This is a genomic window from Simplicispira hankyongi (genome assembly GCF_003570885.1).
In the GTDB taxonomy this organism is placed as follows: Bacteria; Pseudomonadota; Gammaproteobacteria; order Burkholderiales; family Burkholderiaceae_C; genus Simplicispira; species Simplicispira hankyongi.
Genome location: NZ_QXJC01000003.1, coordinates 291,840 through 314,018 on the forward strand (window position 1 = coordinate 291,840; position 22,179 = coordinate 314,018).

The following is a 22,179-nucleotide window of genomic DNA, read 5'->3' on the forward strand; positions in this document are numbered from 1 at the left end:
CACCTCAGGCACCTGCACCGAGCCATCGGCCCGCTGGTAGTTTTAGTTCCGGCACGCTGCGCTTAACTTTCGCTCTGCGAAAGTGAGCCTGCACTGAAACCATCTGCTCATGTCGGCGCAAGCTCCGACACTCCGCCCATGTATGGGCGGAGAACGGACGGAACCTCAACGGTTCCGTCCGCACGCTGATAGTTTTCCAGCACCGCGACCAGCGTGCGCCCCACCGCCAGGCCCGAGCCGTTCAAGGTGTGCACCAGCTCATTTTTGCCCTGCGCATTCTTGAATCTTGCCTGCAAGCGTCGCGCCTGGAAGGCTTCGCAGTTGCTGATGGAACTGATCTCGCGGTAGTTGTTCTGGCCGGGAAGCCAGACTTCGAGGTCGTAGGTTTTGGCGGCGCCAAAGCCCATGTCGCCGGTGCACAGGCTCATGACGCGGTACGGCAGGCCGAGCTTTTGCAGCACGGCTTCGGCGTGGCCGGTCATTTGTTCCAGCGCTTCATAGCTCTTTTCGGGATGCACGATCTGCACCATTTCGACCTTGTCGAACTGGTGCTGGCGGATCATGCCGCGCGTGTCCCGGCCGTAGCTGCCGGCCTCGGACCGGAAGCACGGCGTGTGGGCGGTGAGCTTGATGGGCAGCTGATCTTCAGCCACCACCACGTCGCGGACGAAATTGGTCAGCGGCACTTCGCTGGTCGGGATGAGGTAGAGCGCCGCGTTATCGGGCACGGGTTCGGCGTCCTGCCCGCCCTTTTGCGCGGCGAACAGGTCGCCTTCGAACTTGGGCAATTGGCCGGTGCCTTTGAGCGAATCGGCATTCACCGCGTAGGGCACGTAGCACTCGGTGTAGCCGTGCTCTTGCGTCTGCAGGTCCAGCATGAACTGGCTGAGCGCGCGGTGCAACCGGGCAATCGGCCCTTTCATGACCGTGAAGCGCGAGCCCGAGAGTTTCACGCCCATGTCGAAATCCAGCCCCAGCGGGGTGCCGACATCGACGTGGTCTTTGGGCGCGAAGTCGAAGCTGGGCGGGGTGCCCCAACGGCGCACTTCCACGTTGCCCGCTTCGTCGGCGCCGACCGGCACGCTGGCGTGCGGCAGGTTGGGCACGGCCAGCAGCAGGGCTTGGATCTCGGGCTGGATCTGGTCGAGCCGCGCGGCCGACTGCTCCAGCTCGGCTTTGAGCGCGCCGACCTGGGCCATCACGGCATCGGCGCTTTCGCCTTTGGCCTTGAGCTGGCCGATCTGTTTGGAGAGCTGGTTGCGCTGCGCCTGCAGCTCTTCGGTGCGCGTCTGCAGCGTCTTGCGCTCGGCTTCGAGCGCCTGGAAGGCCGCCACGTCAAGAAAGGGCTGGGGGTTTTTGCGGGTTTCCAGGCCGGCAATCGCGGTCGGAAGGTCTTTGCGGAGAAGGAGGATGTCGAGCATGCCGGGATTTTAGGCGGCGCCCCTTGAGGCTGGCACCCCGGATGCCGATAACATGGCACAAGGCACACGACGTGCGGGAGGAAGCCATGTTTTTTGTCTTTGGTCCTTCAGGGCAGATGCTACGGGGCGGCCCGGAGCAGATTTCCCGCATTGCATCCGTACGCAGGGTGCGGCGTCCGCAGGCGCTGCGTGCCACCGGCCCGCGCGGGACGGCGCAGGCGGAACCCGTCACGCCCGCCGCGTACGACAGCGCCTTTGGCAGTTTGCGGGCACAGGACGCCGTCAGCGCCTATGCGCAGACCGACCAGGGGCCGGCCACGGTACGCCAGCCGCTCAGTCTGGTGAGCGATGTGATGACGCGCGGCGCCCTGACGGTGCCCAGCGGCGCGCTGGTCAGCGAGGCCTGGGGCCTGCTGGCAGAGCACGGCGTGGGGCAGGCACCCGTGGTGGATACGCTGGGCCGCGTCATCGGCCTGCTGCTGCGCGCCGACATGGTGCCGCTCGAGCTGATTCCCAAACCGGGCGGCGTGCCAGCCGCCATTGCGCGGGCGCGCCGGCTGGTGGATGAGGTGATGGTCTCGCCAGTGCCCACGGCGTCTGCCGATACCGGCCTGCGCCGTGTCGCTTCGGTGCTGCTGGACACCGGCTTGCCCGGCCTGCCGGTCACCAACGAGCTGGGGCTGCCGGAGGGCTTTGTCTCGCGCACCGACATCCTGCGCGCGGTGGCGGCAGACCCGCCGCTTGATCTGTGGACCTGATTGCCTTGCCAAATCCAAGGTGCGCTTTGTCGGCCTCGCTTGCCGTAGGCCTGGGCCGTCTGCGCTCTGCCTTCGCGTTCACGCTGGATTTAGAAACGGGAAGGCGCAAAAACTTTAAGCAAAATAAGGCTCTAGCGCTTATCCCATAAGCGCTGTCAGCTATCAAAACAATAGTTCAGGCCTCTTCGCCGGCCTCTGGCGCCACGCCGTCCATGCGCAGGCCCTTGGGCAGCGGGAACTTGATGGATTCTTCGATGCCGCTGAGCGTGCGCACCGACACCGCCCCCAGGGCCTTGACGCGCTCGAGCACTTCGGCCACCAGCACTTCGGGCGCCGAGGCGCCAGCGGTCAGGCCCACGCGGGCGATGCCGGTGAACCATGCGGGCTGCAGTTCGTCGGCGCTGTCGACCATGTAGGCCGTGGTGCCCAGGCGCTCGGCCAGCTCGCGCAGGCGGTTGCTGTTGGAGCTTGTCGGGCTGCCGACCACGATCACCAGGTCCACCTGCCGGCTCATCAGCTTGACGGCATCCTGGCGGTTCTGCGTGGCGTAGCAGATGTCCTGCTGCTTGGGCTCGCGCACCTGCGGGAAGCGCGCGCGCACGGCGGCCATGATTTCGGCGGCATCGTCCACCGACAGCGTGGTCTGCGTGACCACGGCCAGCTTCTCCTGCTGCACCGTTTGCACGCGGGCCACGTCCGCCACGTCTTCCACCAGGTGGATGCCGCCGTCGAGCTGGCCCAATGTGCCCTCGACCTCGGGGTGGCCCTTGTGGCCGATCATGATGAATTCGTAGCCCTCTTGCGCCAGCTTGGCCACTTCGACGTGCACCTTGCTGACCAGCGGGCAGGTGGCGTCAAAAATGTGGAAACCGCGCGCCTTGGCTTCTTCCTGCACCGCTTTGCTGACGCCATGGGCGCTGAAGATCAGCGTGGCGCCGGGCGGCACGTCGGAGAGCTCTTCGATGAAGATCGCGCCCTTGGCCTTGAGGTCGTTGACCACGTAGGTGTTGTGCACGATCTCGTGGCGCACGTAGATGGGCGCGCCGAACTTGGCCAGCGCCCGTTCGACGATCTCGATCGCCCGGTCGACGCCAGCGCAAAAGCCGCGCGGCTCGGCCAGCAGGACTTCTTGCGGACTCATCATTTCAACACTCCATGGCACTGAGCACCGCACAAAAGGTTGGAAACCGACGCGATCAATGCCAGCAACCGCCGCGCAAGGGCCGCCCCGCCGCGCTGGCGGTGTCCCCCTTCCCGTGCGCAGCGCGAGAGAAGGGGGCAGCGGCGTAGCCGCGCAGGGGGATGCCTCATAAAACGCCGATCACGTAGGCCTCGAAGCTCACGGCGTGGCCCGCCAGCGGGTGGTTGAAGTCCACCAGCAGGGCGCGCGGGTCGCCCTCCTTGCCCACGCGCAGCACGGCGCCGGCGTAGGTGCCCTGGCCGTCGGGCGTGGGGAACTCGATGACCTCGCCGACGTGGTACTGCTCGTCCGGGTCGCCCACCTCGTCGAGCAGCTTGCCGGGCAACCACTGCTGCATTTCGGGGTTGCGCTCGCCAAAGGCCTCGCCAGCCGCCAGCTCAAAGGTGGTGCGCGCGCCTTCCTGCATACCGACCAGGCGCGCCTCCAGCGCGGGCGAGAGCTCACTGTTGCCCAGCGTAAGCGTGGCCGGTTTGTCGTCGAAAGTATTGATCACATCGCCAGCCGGGCCGGCCAGGCGGTAGTGAAGCGTGAGAAAGGAGCCTTGTTGAACGATTGCCATGCGTGCCTCTATAAACTGGCTGCATTTTAGGATTCCTGGAATTCCCACTCGGGAAAGTACCAATCCATGCCCCTCAAAGACCTCCCCGCCGACGCCCGCCCGCGTGAAAAACTGCTCGCACGCGGCCCGGCCGCGCTCAGCGACGCCGAGTTGCTGGCCCTGCTGCTGCGCACCGGCATCGTCGGCAAGGGCGTGCTGCAATTGGCGCAAGAGCTGCTTGATGCCCCGCGCACCTGCCCCGAAACCAGCCGCCCGGCAGGTGGGTTTGGCGGCATCGCCGGCCTGCTGCACGCCAGCATGGCGGACCTCTCGCGCATCAAGGGCCTGGGGCCCGCCAAACGCGCCGAGCTGGTGGCGGTGCTCGAACTCGCACGGCGGGCCTTGGCCCAGCAGCTTCGCGAGCGCGAGGTGTTCGACTCGCCTGATGCGGTGGGCCATTACCTGCAACTGCACCTGGCGGCCAAGGGCCATGAGGTGTTTGCCGTGCTGTTCCTCGACAGCCAGCACCGGCTGATTGCCCTTGAAGAGCTGTTTCGCGGCACGCTCACGCAAACCAGCGTCTACCCGCGCGAAGTGGTGCTGCGCGCCCTGCACCTGCAGGCCGCTGCCGTAGTGCTGGCGCACAACCACCCCAGCGGCAGCGTGCAACCGAGCCGCGCCGACGAGGTGCTGACGCAAACCCTCAAAAGCGCCCTGGCGCTGGTGGATGTGCGCGTGCTGGACCACGTCATCGTCGCACACGGCCAGTGGCTGTCGATGGCGGCCAAGGGGCTGGTGTGAGTCTGAGGCGCGAGCGCTTTCACGGCCTGGCCTCACTCGCCCAGCTCGCCCGCCACCTGCGCGAGCAGCAGGCGCTGCGCGCTGCGCAGGAGCAGGCCGCGCGCGAAGCCGCCGCCCGGCGCGAGGCGGAACGCCATCTGTTTGCCCGCAGCGTGGGTGCGGTCACCGCGCTGAAAACCCGCAACCTGGCACACCTCGCACCGGCCCGGCCCGAGCCGCTGCCGGTGCAGCATTGGCTGGACGAAGCACAGGTGCTGCGCGAATCCATGAGCGACGAGTTCGACGTCAGCACCCTGCTCGACGTGGACGACCAACTGAGTTTTCGCCGCCCCGGCATCGGCACCGACGTGACCGCGCGCCTGCGCGCGGGCCGCTGGAGCATCCAGCGCCAGCTCGATCTGCACGGCCTGCGCGTTCATGAAGCGCGCGAAACGCTGGGGGAGTTCATCCGCCAGGCGCACAAGGCCGGTCTGCGCTGCGTGCGGGTGGTGCACGGCAAGGGCCTGGGCTCGCCGGGCAAGGCGCCGGTGCTCAAGAGCCGGGTACAGCGCTGGTTGGTGCAAAAGAGCGAGGTGCTGGCCTTCGTGCAGGCCAAGCCTGCCGATGGCGGTGCCGGCGCCCTGGTGGTGCTGTTGGCGCCCATGGGGCGGCGGCAAGTGTGAACTGCGCCGGCATAGGCCGGCGTGAAGGCTCCCGCAAAAAATATTAGCGTTTTAAGCCTCTAGCGCTTATCCCATAAGCGATAGCAGCTATTATTTTTATAACATTTACAACCGTGCAAACGGGTCCACCAGCGACGCCAGCGAAGGCCCACTCGCTGGGGCCGCCGTGCCAGACGCCCCGTGCGCCCGCTCGGGCGGCTCGTTCACTGGCGTGAGTGGCAGCGGCGCCATGCTGCGGCCATAAACACGCCGCACCCGGTCTTCCAGCGTAGGGTGCGAATCAAGCCGGCCAGCGAGGCGCGCGGCAAGCCCTTCGCCCCAGCGCCCGTTGGTTTCCACGTCGACCAGCAGCATGTGTTGCACGCTCGGGTGCGCCAGGCCGCTGCGGCGTGATTCTTGCTGCCCGGTGCGCTCGGCCGCCTGGCGCTGGCCCATCACCTTGCGCAGCACGCCGCCCAGGCCGTTCTGGCTGCGCGTCCATTGCACGGCGCGGGCGTCGGCCAGGTATTCGCGCTGGCGCGACACCGCCGCCTTGAGAATCTGCCCGGTGAGCCAACCCGCCAGGCCGGCCAGCATGATGGCCGAGCCAAACCACCAGGCCAGGCCGCCGGATTCGCGCATTTCGTCGCCAAAGTTATAGACCAGCTCCAGCCCGAAGACCATACCCGCCAGCCGCATCTTCAGGCGCGTGTCGCCCTCGTGCAAATGGCTGAGTTCGTGCGCCACCATGCCCTGCATTTCTTCGCGCGTGAGGTGGTCAAGCGCGCCCTGGGTGACGGCGAGTACGGCATCCTGCTCGTCCCAGCCGGCGGCAAAGGCGTTGATGGCGTCCACGCGCGGCAGCACCATGATTTGGGGGCGCGGCATCTGCGCCGCAAGGCACAGCTCATCGACCACGTTGGCCAGGCGCTGCTCGGCATGCGAGAGGCTGGGCCGCAGCTCGCGCGCACCGATGCGCTTGGCCAACTTGACACCGCCGTCGCGCAGGTTCGATGTCTCGACCCACCAGCCGCCCAGCACCAGCAGCAGCGACACGCCCACGTTGGCCACCAGAAACCCCGCCGGAAACGGCAGGCGCACCGGCAACAACAGCGCCATCAGCCACCAGGCAAGCACCAGCGAGGCATGCACGGCCAGCACCAACAGGACGGTGGCGACCGCGAACGCCAGCAGCAGGCGCCGCGTTTCGCTGCGCGCGTCATGCTGCTGATCCCAAAAGCGCATTGGCCCGCTGACTTAGAACTGCACGCGCGGCGCCCGGCGCTCCTCGTCGCTTTGCGTCGATGCGAGTACGGCGGCGGGGGCGAACCCGGCCAGCCGCGCGACGATGAGCGTGGGGAACCGCTGGGCGGCGTTGTTGAAGTCCAGCACCTGGTCATTGAAAGCCTGGCGGGCAAAACCGACCCGGTTTTCGGTGCTGGCGAGTTCTTCGGAGAGCGACTGCATCGTGGCGTCGGCCTTGAGTTCAGGGTAGCGCTCGGACACGGCCATCAAGCGGCCCAGGCTCGCACCCAGCACGCCTTCGGCCATGGCCAAGCCGCCCACCGCGCCCGCGTTGGTGGGCGCTGCACGCGCCACGGCGGCTGCGCCCTGTGCCTGACCGCGCGCCTCGATCACGGCCTGCAGCGTGCTGGCTTCGTGCTGCAGATAGCCGCGCGCGACCTCCACCAGATTCGGAATCAGGTCGTAACGGCGCTTGAGCTGCACGTCGATCTGGCCGAAGGCGTTGGCAATGCGGTTGCGCAGCTCGACCAGGCGGTTGTAGGCGGCAATGGCCCACCACACGAGTGCCGCCACGATGGCAAGAAGAACCCAGCCGGTTGTTGTCATGTTGCTCCCTCGCTTGGATATTCTGGAAGCCGCATCTTAGAGGCAAGCGCCGGGCAAGCCGAAAAAACAAGGCAAATAGGCCTCTAACGCACTACCCATAAGCGCAAGCAGCTATTTAATCAATAGCTATTCCGGGGCGCTGCGCAGGGTCTCCACCACCGGCCGCGCCAGCACGTCGCGCAGCCCCCACCAACCCGCCAGCAGCGCCAGCACCGCACCGGCCAGGCTGCCGGCGAGCGGCACCAGGGGTGAGGCGGTCCAGGTGAAGCCAAACACGTAGTGCGCCAGGGCCCAGCCCACCACCACGGCCGCGCTACTGGCCAGCAGGCCGGCGAGCAGGCCGACGCCCGCCAGTTCGGCGCGCTGCACCTGGCGCAGCAGGCGGCTGCCCGCGCCCAGCGCCCGCATGATGGCGAATTCGCGCGCACGCTCTTCGCGCGTGGCGGTGACGGCGGCAAACAGCACCACGAGCCCGGCGGCCAGGGTGAAGACGAACAGGAATTCCACCGCGCGAATGACCTGGTCGAGCACGCCCTGAATCTGCGCCAGCGTGGCGCCCATGTCCACATTGGTCACATTGGGAAAGCGCCGCACCAATGCGTTGTCAAACCCCGGCGTCTCGGGCGCGCGGTAGGCGGCCAGGTAGGTGATGGCCACATCCGGCATCGCATCCACCGGGTACATGACGAAAAAGTTGGCGTGCAGCGAGCCCCAGTCCACCTTGCGCAGCGAGGTGATGCGCGCTTCGGACTGAACCCCGCCCGTGTCAAAGCGCAGTCGGTCGCCCAGCGCCAAACCCAAGGTCTTGGCCAAGCCCTCTTCCACGCTGATGGCGCCGCTCTCGCCTGCCTTCCAGGCGCCCGCGACGATCAGGTTGTGCGGCGGCTGTACCGCGCTGTTAGACAGATTGAACTCGCGTTCGACCAGCCGCTTGGCGCGGTCGTCGGCAAAAGAGCCCTCTTCCACCGCCTTGCCGTTGATGGCCACCAGCCGGCCGCGGAACATGGGGTACCAGTCGTAGCGGGCAACGCCTGCGCCTTCCAACATGGCGCGAAAGTCCTGCGCCTGATCGGGCTGGACGTTGATGACAAAGCGGTTGGGCGCGTCCGGCGGTGTGGCTTCGCGCCAGCTGGCGATCAGGTCGGTGCGCAGCAGCACCAGCAGCACCAGCGCCAAAAGCCCCACGGCGAGACTGCTGACCTGCACCACCGCATAGGCCGGGCGGGCGGAAATCTGCCGCGTGGCCAGCACCAGCCAGCGCGGCGCTGTGGCCTCGTTCACGGTGCGGCGCAGCAGGCGCACCGCGAGCCAACTGAGCAGCGCAAACAGCAGCACGGCAGCGGCAAAGCCGCCGATGGCAATCAGGCCCAGTCGCAGGTCGCGGCTGACCACCAGCAGCAGCGCGGCAAAGCCCGCGACGCCAATCCCGAGCACGGCCAGCGACGCGGGCCGTAGCGCCCCCACGTCGCGACGGATGACGCGCAGCGGCGGCACCTGGGCGAGCTGCAGCACCGGTGGCAGGCCAAACGCGAGCAACAAGGTCATGCCCACACCGACGCCGAGCAGCGCCGGCCAGATGCTGGCAGCCGGCAGGCCGGCCGTCACCAGGCCAGAGAGCAAATAGACAAAGGCGTAGTGCACTGCAAAACCCAACGCTACGCCCAGCACGCTCGCCAGCAGGCCGACCAGCGCGAATTCGGTGGTGTAGCTCGCGGCAATGCGCCGCTGGCTCTGGCCGAGCACGCGCAGCATGGCGGACGCATCAAGGTGGCTGGCGGCAAAGGCACGCGCCGCCAGCGCCACGGCCACCGCCGACAGCATGGCGGCCAGCAGCGCCACGAGGCTGAGGAAGTTCTGCGCGCGCTCCAGCGTCTGCTTCATGTCGGCGCGACCGGAATCCAGCGATTCCACGCGCATGCCGCGCATACCCGGCTGCTGCAACTGCGCATCGACAAAGGCCTGGAACTGGCGCACCGGCGCCGCTGCGCCTGCCACCACCAGCCGGTAAGTGACGCGGCTGGCCGGCTGCACCAGGCCCGTGGCGGCAACGTCGGCGTCGTTGACCATGACGCGCGGGGAAAAGCTCATGAAGCCCGCGCCGCGGTCAGGCTCCAGCGTGATGATGCGGGCAATGCGCAGGCTGGCGTCGCCCAGCAGCAGCGGGTCGCCCAGCTTCAGGCCCAGCGCGTCCAGCAGCGAGGCATCGACCCAGGCCTCACCGGGCACAGGAATCTCGCGCGTCGGCCGTCCGGGAACATTGAGTGCATCGGCCACGCGCACGCTGCCGCGCAGCGGGTAGCCCGGCGTCACGCTCTTGAAGGCCACCAGCCGGCTGGCGCCGCCCTGCGCGTCGTCGGCGCGCGCCATGGTGGGAAAGCTCGCCGTGCGCACCATGCGCAGGCCCAGCGCCCGGGCACGCTCCACGATGGCCGCTGGCGTGGGGTGGTCGCTGGCCACCACGAAATCACCGCCGAGCAGTTGCAGTGCGTCGCGCTGCAAACCACCCTGAAGACGGTCGGCAAAAAACCCGACCGCGGTCAGTGCGGCCACGGCCAGCGTGACCGCCACCATCAAGAGCCGCAGTTCACCGGCGCGCAGGTCGCGCAACAGGGTGCGCCAGGCCAGGCGGGCAAAGGAAAGATTCATGAAGCGTGGAAAAGAGAGAAATTTCAAACGCGCCCCTGGCCAAATTCCCCGACCAGCTCGGGTTGCAGCTCCAGCCGCTCGGCGCCGGTATAGCAGACAAAACGCCGGTTGGTGGCGCGGCCAATCGCGCAGAGCCCCAGTTGCGCGGCGACGGCGTGCCCCATCTGGGTCATGCCGCTGCGCGAGACGACGATGGGCACGCCCATCTGGGCCGATTTGATGACCATCTCACTGGTCAGGCGGCCCGTGGTGTAGAACACCTTGTCGCCACCCTGCACCGTATGGGGCTGCATCCACATCCAGCCGGCAATGGTGTCGATGGCGTTGTGACGGCCAACATCCTCGACAAACACCAGCAGCTCGCTGCCCCGAAACAGCGCGCAGCCATGCACCGAGCCGGCCGATTTGTAGGTGCTTTCCTTGAGGCGGATGGCGTTGACCAGGCCATAAAGCTCGCCCTGGGTGATGCGCGCGGGCGGGAGCGCAATGCTGGCAACGTCGTCCATCAGTGCGCCAAACACGCTGCCCTGGCCGCAACCGGTGGTGACGACGCGGCTGGCGGTGCGCTCTTCGATGCGCTCTATGCCACGCCGCGTCTTCACCGCCGCAGCCCCCACGTCCCAATCCACCGTGATGGACTCGATGTCCCTCGCATCGGCCACCAGCCGCTGGTTGCGCAAATAGCCGAGCACCAGCAGCTCGGGGTATGCACCCAAGGTCATCAGCGTGACGAGCTCGCGCTTGTCGACGTACAAGGTCAGGGCGCGCTCGGCGGGAATGTGCACAAGCTCTGTCTCGCCCCGCTCGTTGATGGCTTCGACGGCGTGCGTGAGCGGCGCATGTGCGTCAGTCAGGCGCGGCAATTCGCCACCCTTTAGCGCAGTTGCGAGCGGCTTGGAAATGGCGGGCGCGTGTGTCATGGCCTCAGCGTAGCGCCATTTGCGCCGCGCCGACGCCTGCCGCGTGCAATGCCCTCAGGATTTGGGCGCCGCCTGCATCGGTTGGGTTGGCGCGCCCGTGCTGGGCGGGCTGCTGGCATTGCCCGTTGGCGAGTGGGCGCCAGAGGCTTCCATGGGTTTTTCGGCGGGCGGCGTATAGGCAAACGGCCCCGGTTGCACACAGGCAGGCATGGCAGATGCATCGGCTTGCCGGGGTTTGCCAAACTTGGCGGCAATGCGGTCCTGAACCTGGCATAGCTGGAACGCGTCCATCTGGCCCGCCCATTTGGCGCGCGCGGCGCTCTCTGCGGCTTTGGCAGCCGCCTCGGGTGCCGGAGGTGGGAGTTTGGCCCAGGCCGAACCGATCAGGGCAGACAATGCAAGCAACCAAAGTGTGCGTTTCATGGCGGAGCTCTCCAGGTTCAAGCCTGCAACGGGGCAGCGGGCCGCTCCGGTGCAGGGGCGCCGTCGCCGCTGCGCTGCGCCGGAATGCGGCCGGCACGGATGTCATCGGCCCACAGCTTGTGGTGTTCCAGGGCCCAGCCCTCGGGAACATAGCCGGTTTTCATCGCGCGGTAGGCGCCGCGCATGCCGATGGTGCCCATGTAGATATGGCCGATGAGGAGCGCCACCATCCACAGCGCCAAACTGGCGTGCAGCATGTGCGCGATCTGCATCTGGCCGCGCAATTCGCCCACACCCGGAATCAGCTTGTCAAGCACCAGACCCGAGCCGACGACGAAGATGCCGGGAATCGTGATGCCCCACCAGAACAGGCCTTTCTCACCGGCGTTGAAGCGGTGCGAGGGCACTTGCGCGTCGCCGAGCAAGCCGCCGAGTTTCATCAGCCAATGGAAGTCAGCCCGATTGGCAATGTTGTCCTTGACGAAGGTGAGGACGATGATGGCCAAAGACACGGCGAACAAGGGCCCCATGAAGTTGTGCACGTATTTCAGCGCATACGCGAGCCAGCCCGCGAGGGACAGGCCCAGCACGGGCAGCAGGAAAAACTTGCCGAACGCCATCACCAGGCCCGAGGTGGCCAGGGCCACGAAGGCAAAGGCGTTGGACCAATGCGCAGCGCGCTCAAAGGGGGTGAAACGCTCGAACTTGCGCTCCGACTCGGGGTGCGTGTGGCCGAGCGGGCCTTTGGCCAAGAAGAACAGGGCCAGGGCCAGCACCACGATACCCAGCAAGGCCGCGCCGTACGGAAGAATCCAGCGGTTGCGCACCTGCCGCCAGGCTTCTCCGGCGTTGGTCTCGCGCATGAAGGGGTAGTCCACAAAGCCCTGAATGAGGTTGCCTGCTTCCGGTGCCTGGCTGGCCGGGAGGCTGCTGTAGCCGGTAATGCCGCCCGACACCTGGCGCCACATCGGCGCATTGTTGCCTGGCTGCACCTTGGCGCGCTCCCCATTGGTTTGGTCGCGGTAGCCCGGCTCCGTGCTGGCGTCAGGCTGCACGTCAAAAATGTTCTGGCTGCGAATGGCGCCAGCGGCAGCTTGGCTGGCCGACCCACTTGGCGCAGGCGCCGCCACACCTACTGGGCCTGACTGCTGGCTCCCCGCAGGAGACGCAGCCGCCGGCTGCGCAATACCCGGCGTGACCACCAGTGCAGCCGTGGCAAATACGAGGGTCGAGAGGAACTGGTTCATGGCCCGCCTCCCCTCACGGCATGCGCGAATAGTCGTTCTGGCCACGCTGCATGCGCGCACGCAGATGCTGCTCCCAGCTGTTCTTGTCTCCCACCTTCCAGCCCGCATCGACAAACGCATCCTTCGCGCCTTCGTATGCGGCGGTGTCCAGCGTCCCTCGGTTCGGCTGAGGCCGCTCGCCACAAGCGCTCAGGGCCGCAAGGCACAAACCCGCCGCGAGACAGACAGAGAGTCGGCTCATGATTGGGCTCCTTCCGCTTTGTGCTGGCCATTTCCCTGGCCTTCACCCTGGCCCTTGTGTTGGGCGCCATAGGCGGTGCCCCAGCCCCAGATTTCTGCCCCCTTGCCGCGCTGCACGACGCGGGTGCGGAAGATATCGGCCACCACATCGCCATCGCCGGCCAGCAAGGCCTTGGTGGAGCACATTTCGGCACAGGCTGGCAGCTTGCCCTCTGCCAAGCGGTTGCGGCCGTATTTTTCAAACTCCGCCTCGCTGCCACTCACTTCCGGGCCGCCAGCGCAGAAGGTGCATTTGTCCATCTTGCCACGCACGCCGAAGCTGCCTTGCGACGGGAACTGGGGTGCGCCAAAAGGACAGGCGTAGCTGCAATAGCCGCAGCCAATGCAAACATCCTTGTCGTGCAGCACCACGCCTTCGTCGGTGCGGTAGAAGCAATTGACGGGGCACACCGCCATGCAGGGCGCGTCGCTGCAATGCATACACGCGACGGAGATGGATTTTTCCCCCGGCACGCCGTCGTTGAGCGTGACCACGCGGCGGCGGTTCACGCCCCAGGGGATCTCATGCTCGTTCTTGCACGCCGTGACGCAGCCGTTGCACTCGATGCAGCGCTCGGCGTCGCAGATGAATTTCATTCTTGCCATTGCTGTCTCCTGCTGGCGGGCGGGCCGGTTACGCACGTTCCACGTTGCACACCGTGGTCTTGGTTTCCTGCATCATGGTCACGGAGTCGTAGCCATAGGTCGTGGCCGTATTGACGGCCTCGCCGCGCACCACGGGGTGCGCGCCATCGGGGTAGTACGCCAGCATGTCCGCGCCCTGCCAGCGGCCCGAGAAGTGGAACGGCATCCAGCAGGTGTCGGGCCCGACGCGTTCTGTCACCAGGGCCTGGACGTTGAGCCGGGCCCCGGTGGGGGAACTGAGCCAGACGCGGTCGCCGTTGCGGATGCCGCGATCGGCCGCAGCCTTGGGGTTGATCTCGACAAAGGCCTCTTGCTGCAGTTCGGCCAGCCAGGGATTGGAGCGGGTTTCCTCGCCCCCGCCTTCGTATTCGGTCAGGCGGCCCGAAGAGAGGATGAGCGGGAATTTCTCGTACACCTTTTCGGCGACGTTCTTGTCCTGGAGGCTTTTGTAGAGCGTGGGAAGGCGCCAGAAATTGCGCTTGTCGTCGTGCGTCGGGTACTTGGCGACCAGATCCGGGCGCGTGCCGTAAATCGGTTCGCGGTGCAAGGGAATCGCGTCAGGGAAGTTCCACACCACGGCGCGCGCCTTGGCATTGCCGAAGGGGTGGCAGCCATGCACCTGCATGACCACGCGCTGGATGCCGCCCGACATGTCGGTTTTCCAGTTCTTGCCCTCGGCCGCCTGCTTTTCAGCATCGGTCAGGTCGTTCCACCAGCCGAGCTTCTTGAGCAGCACATGGTCGAACTCGGGGTAGCCGGTGGTGATATCGGCACCCAGCGAATGCGAGCCGTCTTCGGCCAGCAAGTTGACGCCGTCCTTTTCCACGCCAAAGTTGGCGCGAAAGTTACCGCCGCCGTCCATGACGTGCTTGCTGGTGTCGTAGAGGTTGGGGCTGCCGGGGTGCTTGAGTTCGGGCGTGCCGTAGCAAGGCCAGGGCAGTCCGAAGTAGTCGCCAGTAAGGTCGTAGCCGGTTTCCTTGTCCTTGCCACCGCGTGCCTTGAGTGTTTTCACGTCAAACACGCCCATGTTGCGCATGTGCGCCTTGAGGCGCTCGGGGCTCTGGCCGGTGTAGCCGATGGTCCACATGCTGCCGTTGATTTCGCGCAGGATGTCCTCGATCACGGGCTCGTCCTGGCCCTTGACCTTTTGCATCTTGTAATTCTTGACCAGTTCCGGCCCAAAGCCCAGTTTCTGTGCGAACTGGTACATGATCATGTGGTCGCTGCGGCTTTCCCACAGCGGCTCAATGACCTTTTCGCGCCATTGCAGGGAGCGGTTCGACGCCGTCACCGAGCCACTGGTCTCAAACTGCGTGGCGGCCGGCAACAGGTACACCGCGCGGTTGGGGTTCAGGTCTTCTGGCTTGCCCGGCATGGCGGCCATGGCGGCGGTGGCTGAGGGGTACGGGTCCACCACCACCAGCAGGTCGAGCTTGTCCATGGCGCGCTTCATCTCCAGACCACGCGTCTGCGAGTTGGGCGCGTGGCCCCAGAAGAACACGCCGCGCAGGTTGGAATCCTGGTCGATCAGCTCGTTCTTTTCCAGCACGCCATCGATCCAGCGCGAAACCGTAAGGCCCGATTTGGTCATCATGGCCGGGCTGGCAAAACGCCCCTTGATCCACTCATAGTCCACGCCCCAGGCTTTGGCGAAGTGCTTCCATGAGCCTTCGGCGATACCGTAGTAGCCCGGCAGGGAGTCAGGGTTCGGGCCAATATCGGTCGCACCCTGCACGTTGTCGTGGCCACGAAAGATGTTGGCACCGCCGCCGCTCTTGCCAACGTTGCCCAACGCCAACTGCACGATGCATGAGGCGCGCACCATGGCGTTGCCAATACTGTGCTGCGTCTGACCCATGCACCACACCAGCGTGGACGGGCGATTCTTGGCCATCATCTCGGCCACACGCGCCATCTGCTCTTCCTTGACGCCACAGGCTTCCTCGACCTTGTCGGGCGTCCATTTGGCCATCACCTCGGCCTTCACGGCGTCCATGCCGTAAACGCGGTCGTGCAGGTACTGCTTGTCTTCCCATCCGTTCTTGAAGATGTGGTAGAGCAGGCCGAAGAGGAAAGGAATATCGGTTCCCGAGCGGATGCGCACGTACTCGTCGGCCTTGGCTGCCGTGCGGGTGAAGCGCGGGTCCACCACAATCATCTTGCAACCCATTTCCTTGGAGTGCAGCATGTGCAGCATGCTGACAGGGTGGGCTTCCGCCGCATTGGAGCCGATGTACAACGCGCACTTGCTGTTTTGCATGTCGTTGTACGAATTGGTCATGGCGCCGTAGCCCCAGGTGTTGGCTACGCCGGCCACCGTGGTGCTGTGGCAGATGCGCGCCTGGTGGTCGCAGTTGTTGCTGCCCCAGAAACTGACGAACTTGCGCAGCAGGTACGACTGCTCGTTGTTGTGCTTGGACGAGCCCACGAAGTACACGCTGTCTGGGCCGCTGGCCTTGCGCAGCTCCTGCATTTTGGCAGTGATCTCGCTCAGCGCCGTGTCCCAGCTGATGCGTTCGTATTTGCCGTTCACCAGCTTCATCGGATAACGCAGCCGGTATTCGCCATGGCCGTGCTCGCGCAAAGCAGCCCCTTTGGCGCAGTGCGCGCCCATGTTGATGGGCGAGTCAAACACCGGTTCCTGGCGCGTCCAGACACCGTTTTCCACCACCGCATCAACCGCGCAACCCACCGAGCAGTGCGAACACACCGTGCGGCGCACGACGATGCCGCTCTTGTCGCCGCCAGCAGCAGGGGCATCGGCCGCATCGGCCTTCTTGATCAGGCTCAGTTGCGCAGCGGCCAGCCCCACGCTCACGCCCAGACCCGAGCGGCGCAGAAAGGCGCGGCGGTCCATGGTAGGGATAGCGTGCGCAAGGCCGCGGCGCAGGCTGTGAACAAAAGGCGATTCAGCGGATACCAATGCGCCTGAGGAAGGAACTTTTCGGGTCAACAACATGCTGCACTCCGCCGGTCAAAGTTGGGTGGACTGGTAGTACCGCTGCACATGCTCGGACAGCCAGTAGCCGCCGCCGCGCTCCGGTGGGGGTGGCGCTGCCTCAGCGCGGGCAGGCACCGAAGCGGGAAGTCCAGGGAGAACGGTGACTGCAGCGGCGGCGGCCCCTACGGTAGCGGCACCAGCAAAAAAGCGGCGACGTGAGGCTTGGGACTTGGGGTCGGACATGCGGATCTCCATCAGGGCATGCGATTTGTATGAAACGGCGTGCATACCCAGTCTAAGCCGCTTCTCCCCATTGGATATAGGGAAAACCCGAGAAAATCATCCCGCCGACCATCCTGGGAGGCGCGCGGGCGCGATAGCCGCCCCGAAACCTTGCTTAACTGTCCAGCATGTCAAAGCCTTGCGCTTCTACCGTCACAAACGCCTGCGTAAAAGCAGCAAGCGCCCGGCAGAACCGCGCCTTGGGATGCGCGAGCAGCGCCTCGCACAGAGCGGGAACCCAGGGCTGCACGTGGGTGGCGAAGAAGTGGCTTTGGCCTGCAAGGTGGCACACGGCGCCATCGTCACCGGCAATCAGGTAGCGCATCACTTCACAAATGCAGGCGACGTGGTCTTCGGGCTCGGACATGGCGTCGCTGCGTGCAAGCCCTAGCGCGGCAAGGTCGCCGCGCAGCTTGGCGAGGGGCCGCTCGTTCAGAAAACCGCTCAGGTAGTGCGAGGCGTAGAGGTAAATCTCCGGTTTGCCCAGCCCGCCGAACAGGGCGTCGTATTCGGCGGCCAGTGCAAGAGCGTCCAATTCGCGCGCCGCGCTGACCAACTGCTGCCATGGCTCTTCCAGGAAACCGCCCGCCGCGGGCGCTTCGGTGATGGCGGCTCGCAAGGCCAGAAGCTGCGTACCGTCGGGCGCCGCGTAGTACAACTGTGCGAGCAGCCCGTAGACCTCGGCGCGGGCCATTTCTTCGTCGAGGCCCGTGCTGGCCACGACATGCAAAGGGTGCACAGTGCTCACAGATCAATCACTTTCCGCTCGTTGGAGGAAGAATACAGGTCAATCACCCGACAATCTCCGCACATCTTGAGACGTTCCAGCGCCTCACCCTGGAACATGGCATGGCCCGCCAATTTGCCGAGCATCCCTTCAATCGCCTTGAGCGTGCCAAAGGGCGTTCCACAGCGGATGCAGACGTACGGCGGCATCTCGTTCAGCACACGCGCCTGTGCCCGATCGGGCGAGAGTGAGAGGCGCGCGTGCAGCCCAATGGCGTCCTCCGGACAGGTGGTTTCGCACAAACCACACTGGACGCAATTTTTTTCGATGAAGCGCAGCTGGGGCAGTTGCGGGTTGTCGAGCAGCGCGCCCGCCGGGCAGGCGCTGACACAGCTCAGGCACAGGGTGCAGCGGTCCTTGTTGACCAGCACCTCGCCCAGCGGTGCGCCGGGCGCCGGCAGTTCGATGGCCGTGGCACCCGCCGGAACAAGCGGCGCAAGCGCGAGCAAATGGTCCAACGCCATTTCCAGCGTGCTGCGCTTCTCCGGCGCTGCGGCAAACCGGGCGGGCCTCGCGATGGCCGCGCGCCGCGACCCCAGCAGGGCCTGCAATCCCGCATCCAGATCGGTGTGTGCCTTGCAGTGCAGCAGCTGCACTGCGCCCGCAGGGTAGCCGAGGCCGGTCACCATCGCCTCGACCACATCGGCCTGCTGTTGCAGGACTTCAAGGTACTGCGGCGCTTCTTCCTCGGTGACGACGAGCACCACCCGCGCAGCGCCCCAGGCCAGGGCACTGAGCCACAGCTCAATGCCGGTGCTGGCCGTGTGCCACAACCCCAAGGGAATGCAGCTTGCCGGCAACCCCTTCGCCACACCCAGTTGGGCGGCGCGGCCCAATTCCTCGACCAACGCCAGGCCGCGCTCCTGGCTATGCAGCACCAGAACCGCGTCGCGCCCCCCTGCCGCAACGTAGTGCGTCAGGACGGTGCGCAGACGCAAGCCCTGGTCGGCAATGCCCGGCGCCCGGTACGCCATGGCGCCCGTGGGGCACACCGTCGTGCATGCGCCGCAGCCAACGCACAGGTGCGGGTTCACCTCTACCCGCTGGTGCTTGGGATCGCTGGCGATGGCTTCTGCCGAGCACACGTCCAGGCAGGCACGGCAGCCGACGGCGCCATTGCGGCTGTGCGCGCAAATTTTCTGCTCGTAGGTGATGAAACGCGGTTTTTCAAAATCCCCCACCAAGGCGCGCAGGGCCAGCAGGGCAGCCAGGTCGCGGCCATCCCAGCGCAAATAGCCTTGTGGCGGCGCATGCTGGTTGAACGTCGGCGTCGCAGCGCTGCTGCGCAGGTCGAGCACCAAATCAAAACACTCGGTTTGCGTTTGCAGCGGGCGCTGGAAATCGATCGCTCCGGCCACCTGGCACGCCTTGACGCAATCGCGGTGCGAGCGGCACAAGGCCATGTCGATTTGGTAATCCAGCCCGATAGCGCCTTCCGGGCAGGCCTGCACACAGGCATTGCAACGCGTGCACACGTCCAGCGAGATGGGGTTGTCCGCCTGCCAGGACAATTCGAACGCGCCCAGCCAGCCGTGCAAACGGGTGATGCGGCCAGCAAGTACCGGGTAGCGCCGCTCCTGCATGCCGCCCGCATCGCCGGGGCCAGTCGCAAACAGCGTGATAGAGAAGTCCTCGCCAAACAAGGCCGCCGCGCGTTCGGCGGCATCCAGCGGGCCGAGGATCAGCAAGTGCCCGGTACTGTGAAACGGTACCGTTGCCACTGGCTCAGGCTCGGGCAAACGTGCTGCCGCAATCAGCGCCGCAATTTTGGGTGTGGCGCGCGGCGCTTCGCTGCTCCAGCCTGCGGTTTCACGAATATTGACGAATCGCAGCGGCGAGACAGCCCCCTCGGTCTGTTCAGCCAGTTCGCTGAACAGGCGGCGCTCCTGCGTGCATGCGACGAGCACTTCTTCACCAGAGCGGATGGCGTTCTGGAACGCCCCGGCTTCGCGCCGGCACAGCGTGGAGTGGAGCGTGAGGGACTCACCGATCGCCGTCCCCAGACTGTCCGTCTGGAGGGGCATGGTCCGGTTGCAATCGCAGAGGAGCGTGGGCATGGGGCGTTGGGCTGGCGGTGGCTGGCGAAGGAAGGTGCGGCACGGCGGCCTGCCCGTGGTGCGCGAGGTCGCCTTGCGACTGTGCCACGTCTGGCGCCAAAGGGGTACTCTGATTTTCCGGGTCTGGCAGTGTGGGCCCGGGTTGGGCGGCCGTCTGTGAAGCGGCCTCGTCCTCAGCCGGCACCATGCCGAGAAACTTCGCACTGGCCAGCTTGCGCAAGGTCGCCAGCGGTATTGGATCGGCGCCGCTGTAGTCGCCAATGTAGGTATCGAGCCCATCCATCACGTTGAAATGCGGGTCGCGAAAGAGCCGCTTCATGGCGGCGTTGCGCACTTCAGGCGCCACGGCGCGCGAGACAAAACGGGAAAAGTCAGACGCGGGTGTAAGCGTCTGCGCCTCGGCCAGGGTGGGAGCAAGTTCAGACGGTGCCCCAGGCGCAAGCCCTGAGGGCGCCAGTGGCGCGGCAACCGGAGTCGGCGCCGCCAATGGCTTTTCGCGGGCCGGCTCTACGGACAGCTCTGGCGCCTCGCCGCGCCCTTCCCGCGCCTCCTGCTTGCGGCGTGACCAACGTCCCAGGAAACCGTCGCTCATGACCCGTCCCGCTTTTTAAAGGTGCTGACGGACGCCGGGTTGCCGAAGCGGTCCGTCAGCGCCTGGAAGCTCTGCGGCCGCCGGCGCCTGCGCGGCTCGGGTTGGTAGTGCTGGTTCACAAACGCCTGCAGCCATTGCACGACCACCGGGTCGGCAGGCAATTGGTCCACCGACTCCTGCGCGTCAAGCCAACGGCCTGCGTCGTGGTAGCTCAGGCTGACCGCCACAGGGCGCGCCAGCGGCTCGCCATCGGCTTGCGGTGCTTCGTCAAGCCGCCAGAGCACAAACCAACAAGGTGCAGGTGAATCGAGATTGAGGTGGTAGCCCTCTGCGTCGTCACGAAACAGCTCCACGCGCAGGGCCGGGAACAACCAGCGCGCTTCGTCTTGCGATTGCCGCAAGACTCGCGGCTCGGTGCCGAAGGCCGGCTCGTGCGGCACGACCTCTTCAGGGGCCCAGCGCCAAGTCTGCCAGCGGCTTTGCGGACCCTGAACCTTGGCGCGCCGCATCACCACGGCCACCTCCAGGCTGGGGTGCAAAGCCACCCCTTCGGCCTCATGCGGCGTCACTCCCATCGCAGCGCTGCCAGGTCGTGTACGAAGATGGGGTAGTTCATCCACAAGCCTTTGAGCCCTTTGCGCGCCACCGTGCTGATTTGCGGAGCAAAAATCCAGGCGTTGACGGCATCGGCGGCCAGCTTGCGCTGGATTTTCGCAAACAGCACTTGGCGCTCACGCGCGTTGCCGCTGGCGGCGTGGCGGGCAACGAGATCGCGGAACTCGGCACTGTCATAGCCAAAATAGTAGTCTGGATCGGTGTAGATCTGGTAATCCAGCGGCTCTACATGGTTAATGAGCGTGAGGTCGAAATTGCCACTGAACGGCCCCGACATCCAGTGCGCCCAATCCACTTCCTGGGTCTCGACCTCAATACCAATGCGCGCCAGCGCAGCGACGATGAGTGGCGCGCCCCCACGCGCGTACGGCGTGGGGGGCAGCGTCAGCCTGAGCTTGAGCGGCAAGGCCACGCCGGCTTCGCGCATCAGCGCCTGCGCACGCTCGGGATCGTAGGGGTAGAGGCCCGCCAGGTGCACATAGCCTGCATCGGTGGGTGAAAAGTGGCTCCCTATGGCTTTCCCACGGCCGTCGAGCACCTCCTGAATGAAACGCTCGCGGTCGATGGCATGCACGATGGCGCGGCGCACGCGCACGTCGTTCAGCGGTGTTTTTCGGTTGTTGATCGCCAGCATGCCCTTGCCGCTGGATGCCCCGATCAGCACCTGGTAGGCGCTATTGGCCTGGAAATGTGCCACGGCCTGGGTGGCGATATTGAAGAACACGTCCACTTCGCGTGCTTCCAGGGCCTCGGCCTGCGCCGCGGGCTGGTTGATAAAGCGAAACAGCACCTCCCGGATGTGCACGTCAGGCGCATTGCGGTAGCCCTCGAACTTGACGAGCGAGATTCCGTAGCCGCGTTTCCAGCTCTCAAATCGGTAGGGGCCCGTGCCGATCGGCGCCGTGACGGCCTGCGCGGCACTCGCCGGGTGCAGCACTACGGCCGGGCCCTCGCCCAGGCGAAACAGCGTATTGGCGTCTGGATGGCGCAGATGCAGCACCACGGTGTAGGGATCAGGCGTTTCGATGCTGGCGATGTTGTCGAACAACGACTTTTTGGATTTGTTGGCCGAGCCTGGCGCCATGGCCCGCTCAAAACTGAAGCGCACGGCCGCGGCGTCAAAAAGCGCTCCGTCGTGAAAGTGCACGTTTTTGCGCAGCACAAAGCGGTAGGTGGTGCCGCCCTCTTCGACCTTCCAACTGCTGGCCAGCAAAGGCGTGGTGGCACCACTCTCTTCGATTTTTATCAGACCTTCAAGCACGTTGTAGTGCACCACTTCGCCGATGGAAGCTGACGGCGCAATGGTCGGGTCAAGGCCGCCAGGCTCCAGGGACAGGCTGAACACCACGCGCGAAGAAACCGTTTGTGCTTGCGCCACCGCACCCGGGCCCGGCACTGCCAGCAGCAGCGCGACAAGGAAATGAACCGCTAAACGCAACATTTCTGCCCTTCTCCTGCGTGTTTTCCCTGGACCCCAAGCCCCCGGGAATTGCAAGTCTGTTTACAAAATCTGACATAGTGTGCCATTGCTTGC

Annotated in this window: 21 protein-coding genes; 3 read left to right on the forward strand and 18 right to left on the reverse strand. The window is 65.7% G+C overall.

Going from position 1 to position 22,179, the window contains the following annotated elements; genetic code table 11:
- Positions 1 to 107: 107 nt before the first annotated feature.
- Positions 108 to 1,421 (reverse strand): serine--tRNA ligase, encoded by a 1,314-nt coding sequence (gene serS / locus D3F03_RS08085; RefSeq protein WP_119108876.1) that lies wholly within the window; start codon positions 1,419 to 1,421, stop codon positions 108 to 110.
- 86 nt (positions 1,422 to 1,507) lie between these two features.
- On the opposite strand from serS, the gene D3F03_RS08090 reads away from it, so the two are divergent.
- Positions 1,508 to 2,179, forward strand: coding sequence for a CBS domain-containing protein (locus D3F03_RS08090; RefSeq protein ID WP_119109453.1), 672 nt, complete (start codon positions 1,508 to 1,510; stop codon positions 2,177 to 2,179).
- A 175-nt stretch (positions 2,180 to 2,354) separates the two neighbouring features.
- On the opposite strand, the gene ispH is transcribed toward D3F03_RS08090, so the two are convergent.
- Positions 2,355 to 3,323 (reverse strand): 4-hydroxy-3-methylbut-2-enyl diphosphate reductase, encoded by a 969-nt coding sequence (ispH, locus tag D3F03_RS08095; protein ID WP_199665432.1) that lies wholly within the window; start codon positions 3,321 to 3,323, stop codon positions 2,355 to 2,357.
- Positions 3,324 to 3,486: 163 nt separating this feature from the next.
- Positions 3,487 to 3,939 carry an FKBP-type peptidyl-prolyl cis-trans isomerase gene (locus D3F03_RS08100; RefSeq protein WP_119108877.1) on the reverse strand — a complete coding sequence of 151 codons (453 nt, stop codon included), beginning with the start codon at positions 3,937 to 3,939 and terminating at the stop codon, positions 3,487 to 3,489.
- Between the two features lie 66 nt (positions 3,940 to 4,005).
- On the opposite strand from D3F03_RS08100, the gene radC reads away from it, so the two are divergent.
- Positions 4,006 to 4,719, forward strand: a complete 714-nt coding sequence (radC, locus tag D3F03_RS08105) for a RadC family protein (RefSeq protein ID WP_119108878.1) — start codon at positions 4,006 to 4,008, stop codon at positions 4,717 to 4,719.
- Positions 4,716 to 5,381, forward strand: coding sequence for a Smr/MutS family protein (locus D3F03_RS08110; RefSeq protein ID WP_425453101.1), 666 nt, complete (start codon positions 4,716 to 4,718; stop codon positions 5,379 to 5,381). Before radC ends, D3F03_RS08110 begins: the two co-directional genes overlap by 4 nt.
- A 105-nt stretch (positions 5,382 to 5,486) precedes the next feature.
- Here the strand turns inward: D3F03_RS08110 and D3F03_RS08115 are convergent, their stop codons facing one another.
- The 15 genes from D3F03_RS08115 to D3F03_RS08185 all read right to left on the reverse strand — a co-directional run bounded on the left by D3F03_RS08115 (position 5,487) and on the right by D3F03_RS08185 (position 22,086).
- Positions 5,487 to 6,605 (reverse strand): M48 family metalloprotease, encoded by a 1,119-nt coding sequence (locus D3F03_RS08115; RefSeq protein ID WP_119108879.1) that lies wholly within the window; start codon positions 6,603 to 6,605, stop codon positions 5,487 to 5,489.
- A 12-nt stretch (positions 6,606 to 6,617) separates the two neighbouring features.
- Entirely contained in the window at positions 6,618 to 7,211 is a 594-nt protein-coding gene (locus D3F03_RS08120; RefSeq protein WP_119108880.1) for a LemA family protein, read from the reverse strand.
- A 126-nt stretch (positions 7,212 to 7,337) separates the two neighbouring features.
- On the reverse strand, positions 7,338 to 9,857 hold the full coding sequence (locus D3F03_RS08125) for an ABC transporter permease (RefSeq protein WP_119108881.1): 2,520 nt from the start codon (positions 9,855 to 9,857) through the stop codon (positions 7,338 to 7,340).
- A gap of 23 nt (positions 9,858 to 9,880) precedes the next feature.
- A complete protein-coding gene (locus tag D3F03_RS08130; RefSeq protein ID WP_119108882.1) occupies positions 9,881 to 10,777 on the reverse strand; it encodes a formate dehydrogenase accessory sulfurtransferase FdhD in 897 nt (298 codons plus the stop codon).
- 54 nt (positions 10,778 to 10,831) lie between these two features.
- Complete coding sequence (locus D3F03_RS08135; RefSeq protein WP_119108883.1) at positions 10,832 to 11,200, reverse strand: hypothetical protein; 369 nt, start codon at positions 11,198 to 11,200, stop codon at positions 10,832 to 10,834.
- 17 nt (positions 11,201 to 11,217) lie between these two features.
- Positions 11,218 to 12,447 carry a formate dehydrogenase subunit gamma gene (locus D3F03_RS08140; RefSeq protein WP_119108884.1) on the reverse strand — a complete coding sequence of 410 codons (1,230 nt, stop codon included), beginning with the start codon at positions 12,445 to 12,447 and terminating at the stop codon, positions 11,218 to 11,220.
- A 13-nt stretch (positions 12,448 to 12,460) separates the two neighbouring features.
- Entirely contained in the window at positions 12,461 to 12,688 is a 228-nt protein-coding gene (locus D3F03_RS08145; protein WP_119108885.1) for a hypothetical protein, read from the reverse strand.
- Complete coding sequence (gene fdh3B / locus D3F03_RS08150) at positions 12,685 to 13,332, reverse strand: formate dehydrogenase FDH3 subunit beta (protein WP_245960547.1); 648 nt, start codon at positions 13,330 to 13,332, stop codon at positions 12,685 to 12,687. Before fdh3B ends, D3F03_RS08145 begins: the two co-directional genes overlap by 4 nt.
- Positions 13,333 to 13,360: 28 nt before the next feature.
- The gene (locus tag D3F03_RS08155; protein WP_119108886.1) at positions 13,361 to 16,330 is read right to left on the reverse strand and encodes a formate dehydrogenase subunit alpha; all 2,970 of its coding nucleotides are present in this window, start codon (positions 16,328 to 16,330) and stop codon (positions 13,361 to 13,363) included.
- A gap of 15 nt (positions 16,331 to 16,345) precedes the next feature.
- Positions 16,346 to 16,555 (reverse strand): formate dehydrogenase, encoded by a 210-nt coding sequence (locus tag D3F03_RS08160; protein WP_119109456.1) that lies wholly within the window; start codon positions 16,553 to 16,555, stop codon positions 16,346 to 16,348.
- Between the two features lie 154 nt (positions 16,556 to 16,709).
- Positions 16,710 to 17,288, reverse strand: coding sequence for a TorD/DmsD family molecular chaperone (locus tag D3F03_RS08165; protein WP_119109457.1), 579 nt, complete (start codon positions 17,286 to 17,288; stop codon positions 16,710 to 16,712).
- 50 nt (positions 17,289 to 17,338) lie between these two features.
- Positions 17,339 to 19,405, reverse strand: a complete 2,067-nt coding sequence (locus D3F03_RS08170; RefSeq protein ID WP_119108887.1) for a 4Fe-4S binding protein — start codon at positions 19,403 to 19,405, stop codon at positions 17,339 to 17,341.
- On the reverse strand, positions 19,365 to 20,030 hold the full coding sequence (locus tag D3F03_RS08175) for a DUF3306 domain-containing protein (RefSeq protein WP_119108888.1): 666 nt from the start codon (positions 20,028 to 20,030) through the stop codon (positions 19,365 to 19,367). The genes D3F03_RS08170 and D3F03_RS08175 overlap by 41 nt, the downstream gene beginning before the upstream one ends.
- Entirely contained in the window at positions 20,027 to 20,605 is a 579-nt protein-coding gene (locus D3F03_RS08180; protein ID WP_199665433.1) for a DUF3305 domain-containing protein, read from the reverse strand. The genes D3F03_RS08175 and D3F03_RS08180 overlap by 4 nt, the downstream gene beginning before the upstream one ends.
- The gene (locus D3F03_RS08185; protein ID WP_119108889.1) at positions 20,596 to 22,086 is read right to left on the reverse strand and encodes an ABC transporter substrate-binding protein; all 1,491 of its coding nucleotides are present in this window, start codon (positions 22,084 to 22,086) and stop codon (positions 20,596 to 20,598) included. Before D3F03_RS08185 ends, D3F03_RS08180 begins: the two co-directional genes overlap by 10 nt.
- Positions 22,087 to 22,179 lie beyond the last annotated feature (93 nt).

Coding starts and splice junctions, on each gene's coding strand:
- D3F03_RS08130 (WP_119108882.1), bottom strand. CDS start 10,777: ATGACACACGCGCCCGCCATTTCCAAGCCGCTCGCAACTGCGCTAAAG.
- ispH (WP_199665432.1), bottom strand. CDS start 3,323: ATGATGAGTCCGCAAGAAGTCCTGCTGGCCGAGCCGCGCGGCTTTTGC.
- D3F03_RS08155 (WP_119108886.1), bottom strand. CDS start 16,330: ATGTTGTTGACCCGAAAAGTTCCTTCCTCAGGCGCATTGGTATCCGCT.
- D3F03_RS08090 (WP_119109453.1), top strand. CDS start 1,508: ATGTTTTTTGTCTTTGGTCCTTCAGGGCAGATGCTACGGGGCGGCCCG.
- D3F03_RS08175 (WP_119108888.1), bottom strand. CDS start 20,030: ATGAGCGACGGTTTCCTGGGACGTTGGTCACGCCGCAAGCAGGAGGCG.
- D3F03_RS08160 (WP_119109456.1), bottom strand. CDS start 16,555: ATGTCCGACCCCAAGTCCCAAGCCTCACGTCGCCGCTTTTTTGCTGGT.
- D3F03_RS08140 (WP_119108884.1), bottom strand. CDS start 12,447: ATGAACCAGTTCCTCTCGACCCTCGTATTTGCCACGGCTGCACTGGTG.
- D3F03_RS08145 (WP_119108885.1), bottom strand. CDS start 12,688: ATGAGCCGACTCTCTGTCTGTCTCGCGGCGGGTTTGTGCCTTGCGGCC.
- D3F03_RS08120 (WP_119108880.1), bottom strand. CDS start 7,211: ATGACAACAACCGGCTGGGTTCTTCTTGCCATCGTGGCGGCACTCGTG.
- D3F03_RS08135 (WP_119108883.1), bottom strand. CDS start 11,200: ATGAAACGCACACTTTGGTTGCTTGCATTGTCTGCCCTGATCGGTTCG.
- radC (WP_119108878.1), top strand. CDS start 4,006: ATGCCCCTCAAAGACCTCCCCGCCGACGCCCGCCCGCGTGAAAAACTG.
- D3F03_RS08100 (WP_119108877.1), bottom strand. CDS start 3,939: ATGGCAATCGTTCAACAAGGCTCCTTTCTCACGCTTCACTACCGCCTG.
- fdh3B (WP_245960547.1), bottom strand. CDS start 13,332: ATGGCAAGAATGAAATTCATCTGCGACGCCGAGCGCTGCATCGAGTGC.
- serS (WP_119108876.1), bottom strand. CDS start 1,421: ATGCTCGACATCCTCCTTCTCCGCAAAGACCTTCCGACCGCGATTGCC.
- D3F03_RS08115 (WP_119108879.1), bottom strand. CDS start 6,605: ATGCGCTTTTGGGATCAGCAGCATGACGCGCGCAGCGAAACGCGGCGC.
- D3F03_RS08165 (WP_119109457.1), bottom strand. CDS start 17,288: ATGGCCCGCGCCGAGGTCTACGGGCTGCTCGCACAGTTGTACTACGCG.
- D3F03_RS08185 (WP_119108889.1), bottom strand. CDS start 22,086: ATGTTGCGTTTAGCGGTTCATTTCCTTGTCGCGCTGCTGCTGGCAGTG.
- D3F03_RS08180 (WP_199665433.1), bottom strand. CDS start 20,605: ATGGGAGTGACGCCGCATGAGGCCGAAGGGGTGGCTTTGCACCCCAGC.
- D3F03_RS08170 (WP_119108887.1), bottom strand. CDS start 19,405: ATGCCCCTCCAGACGGACAGTCTGGGGACGGCGATCGGTGAGTCCCTC.
- D3F03_RS08125 (WP_119108881.1), bottom strand. CDS start 9,857: ATGAATCTTTCCTTTGCCCGCCTGGCCTGGCGCACCCTGTTGCGCGAC.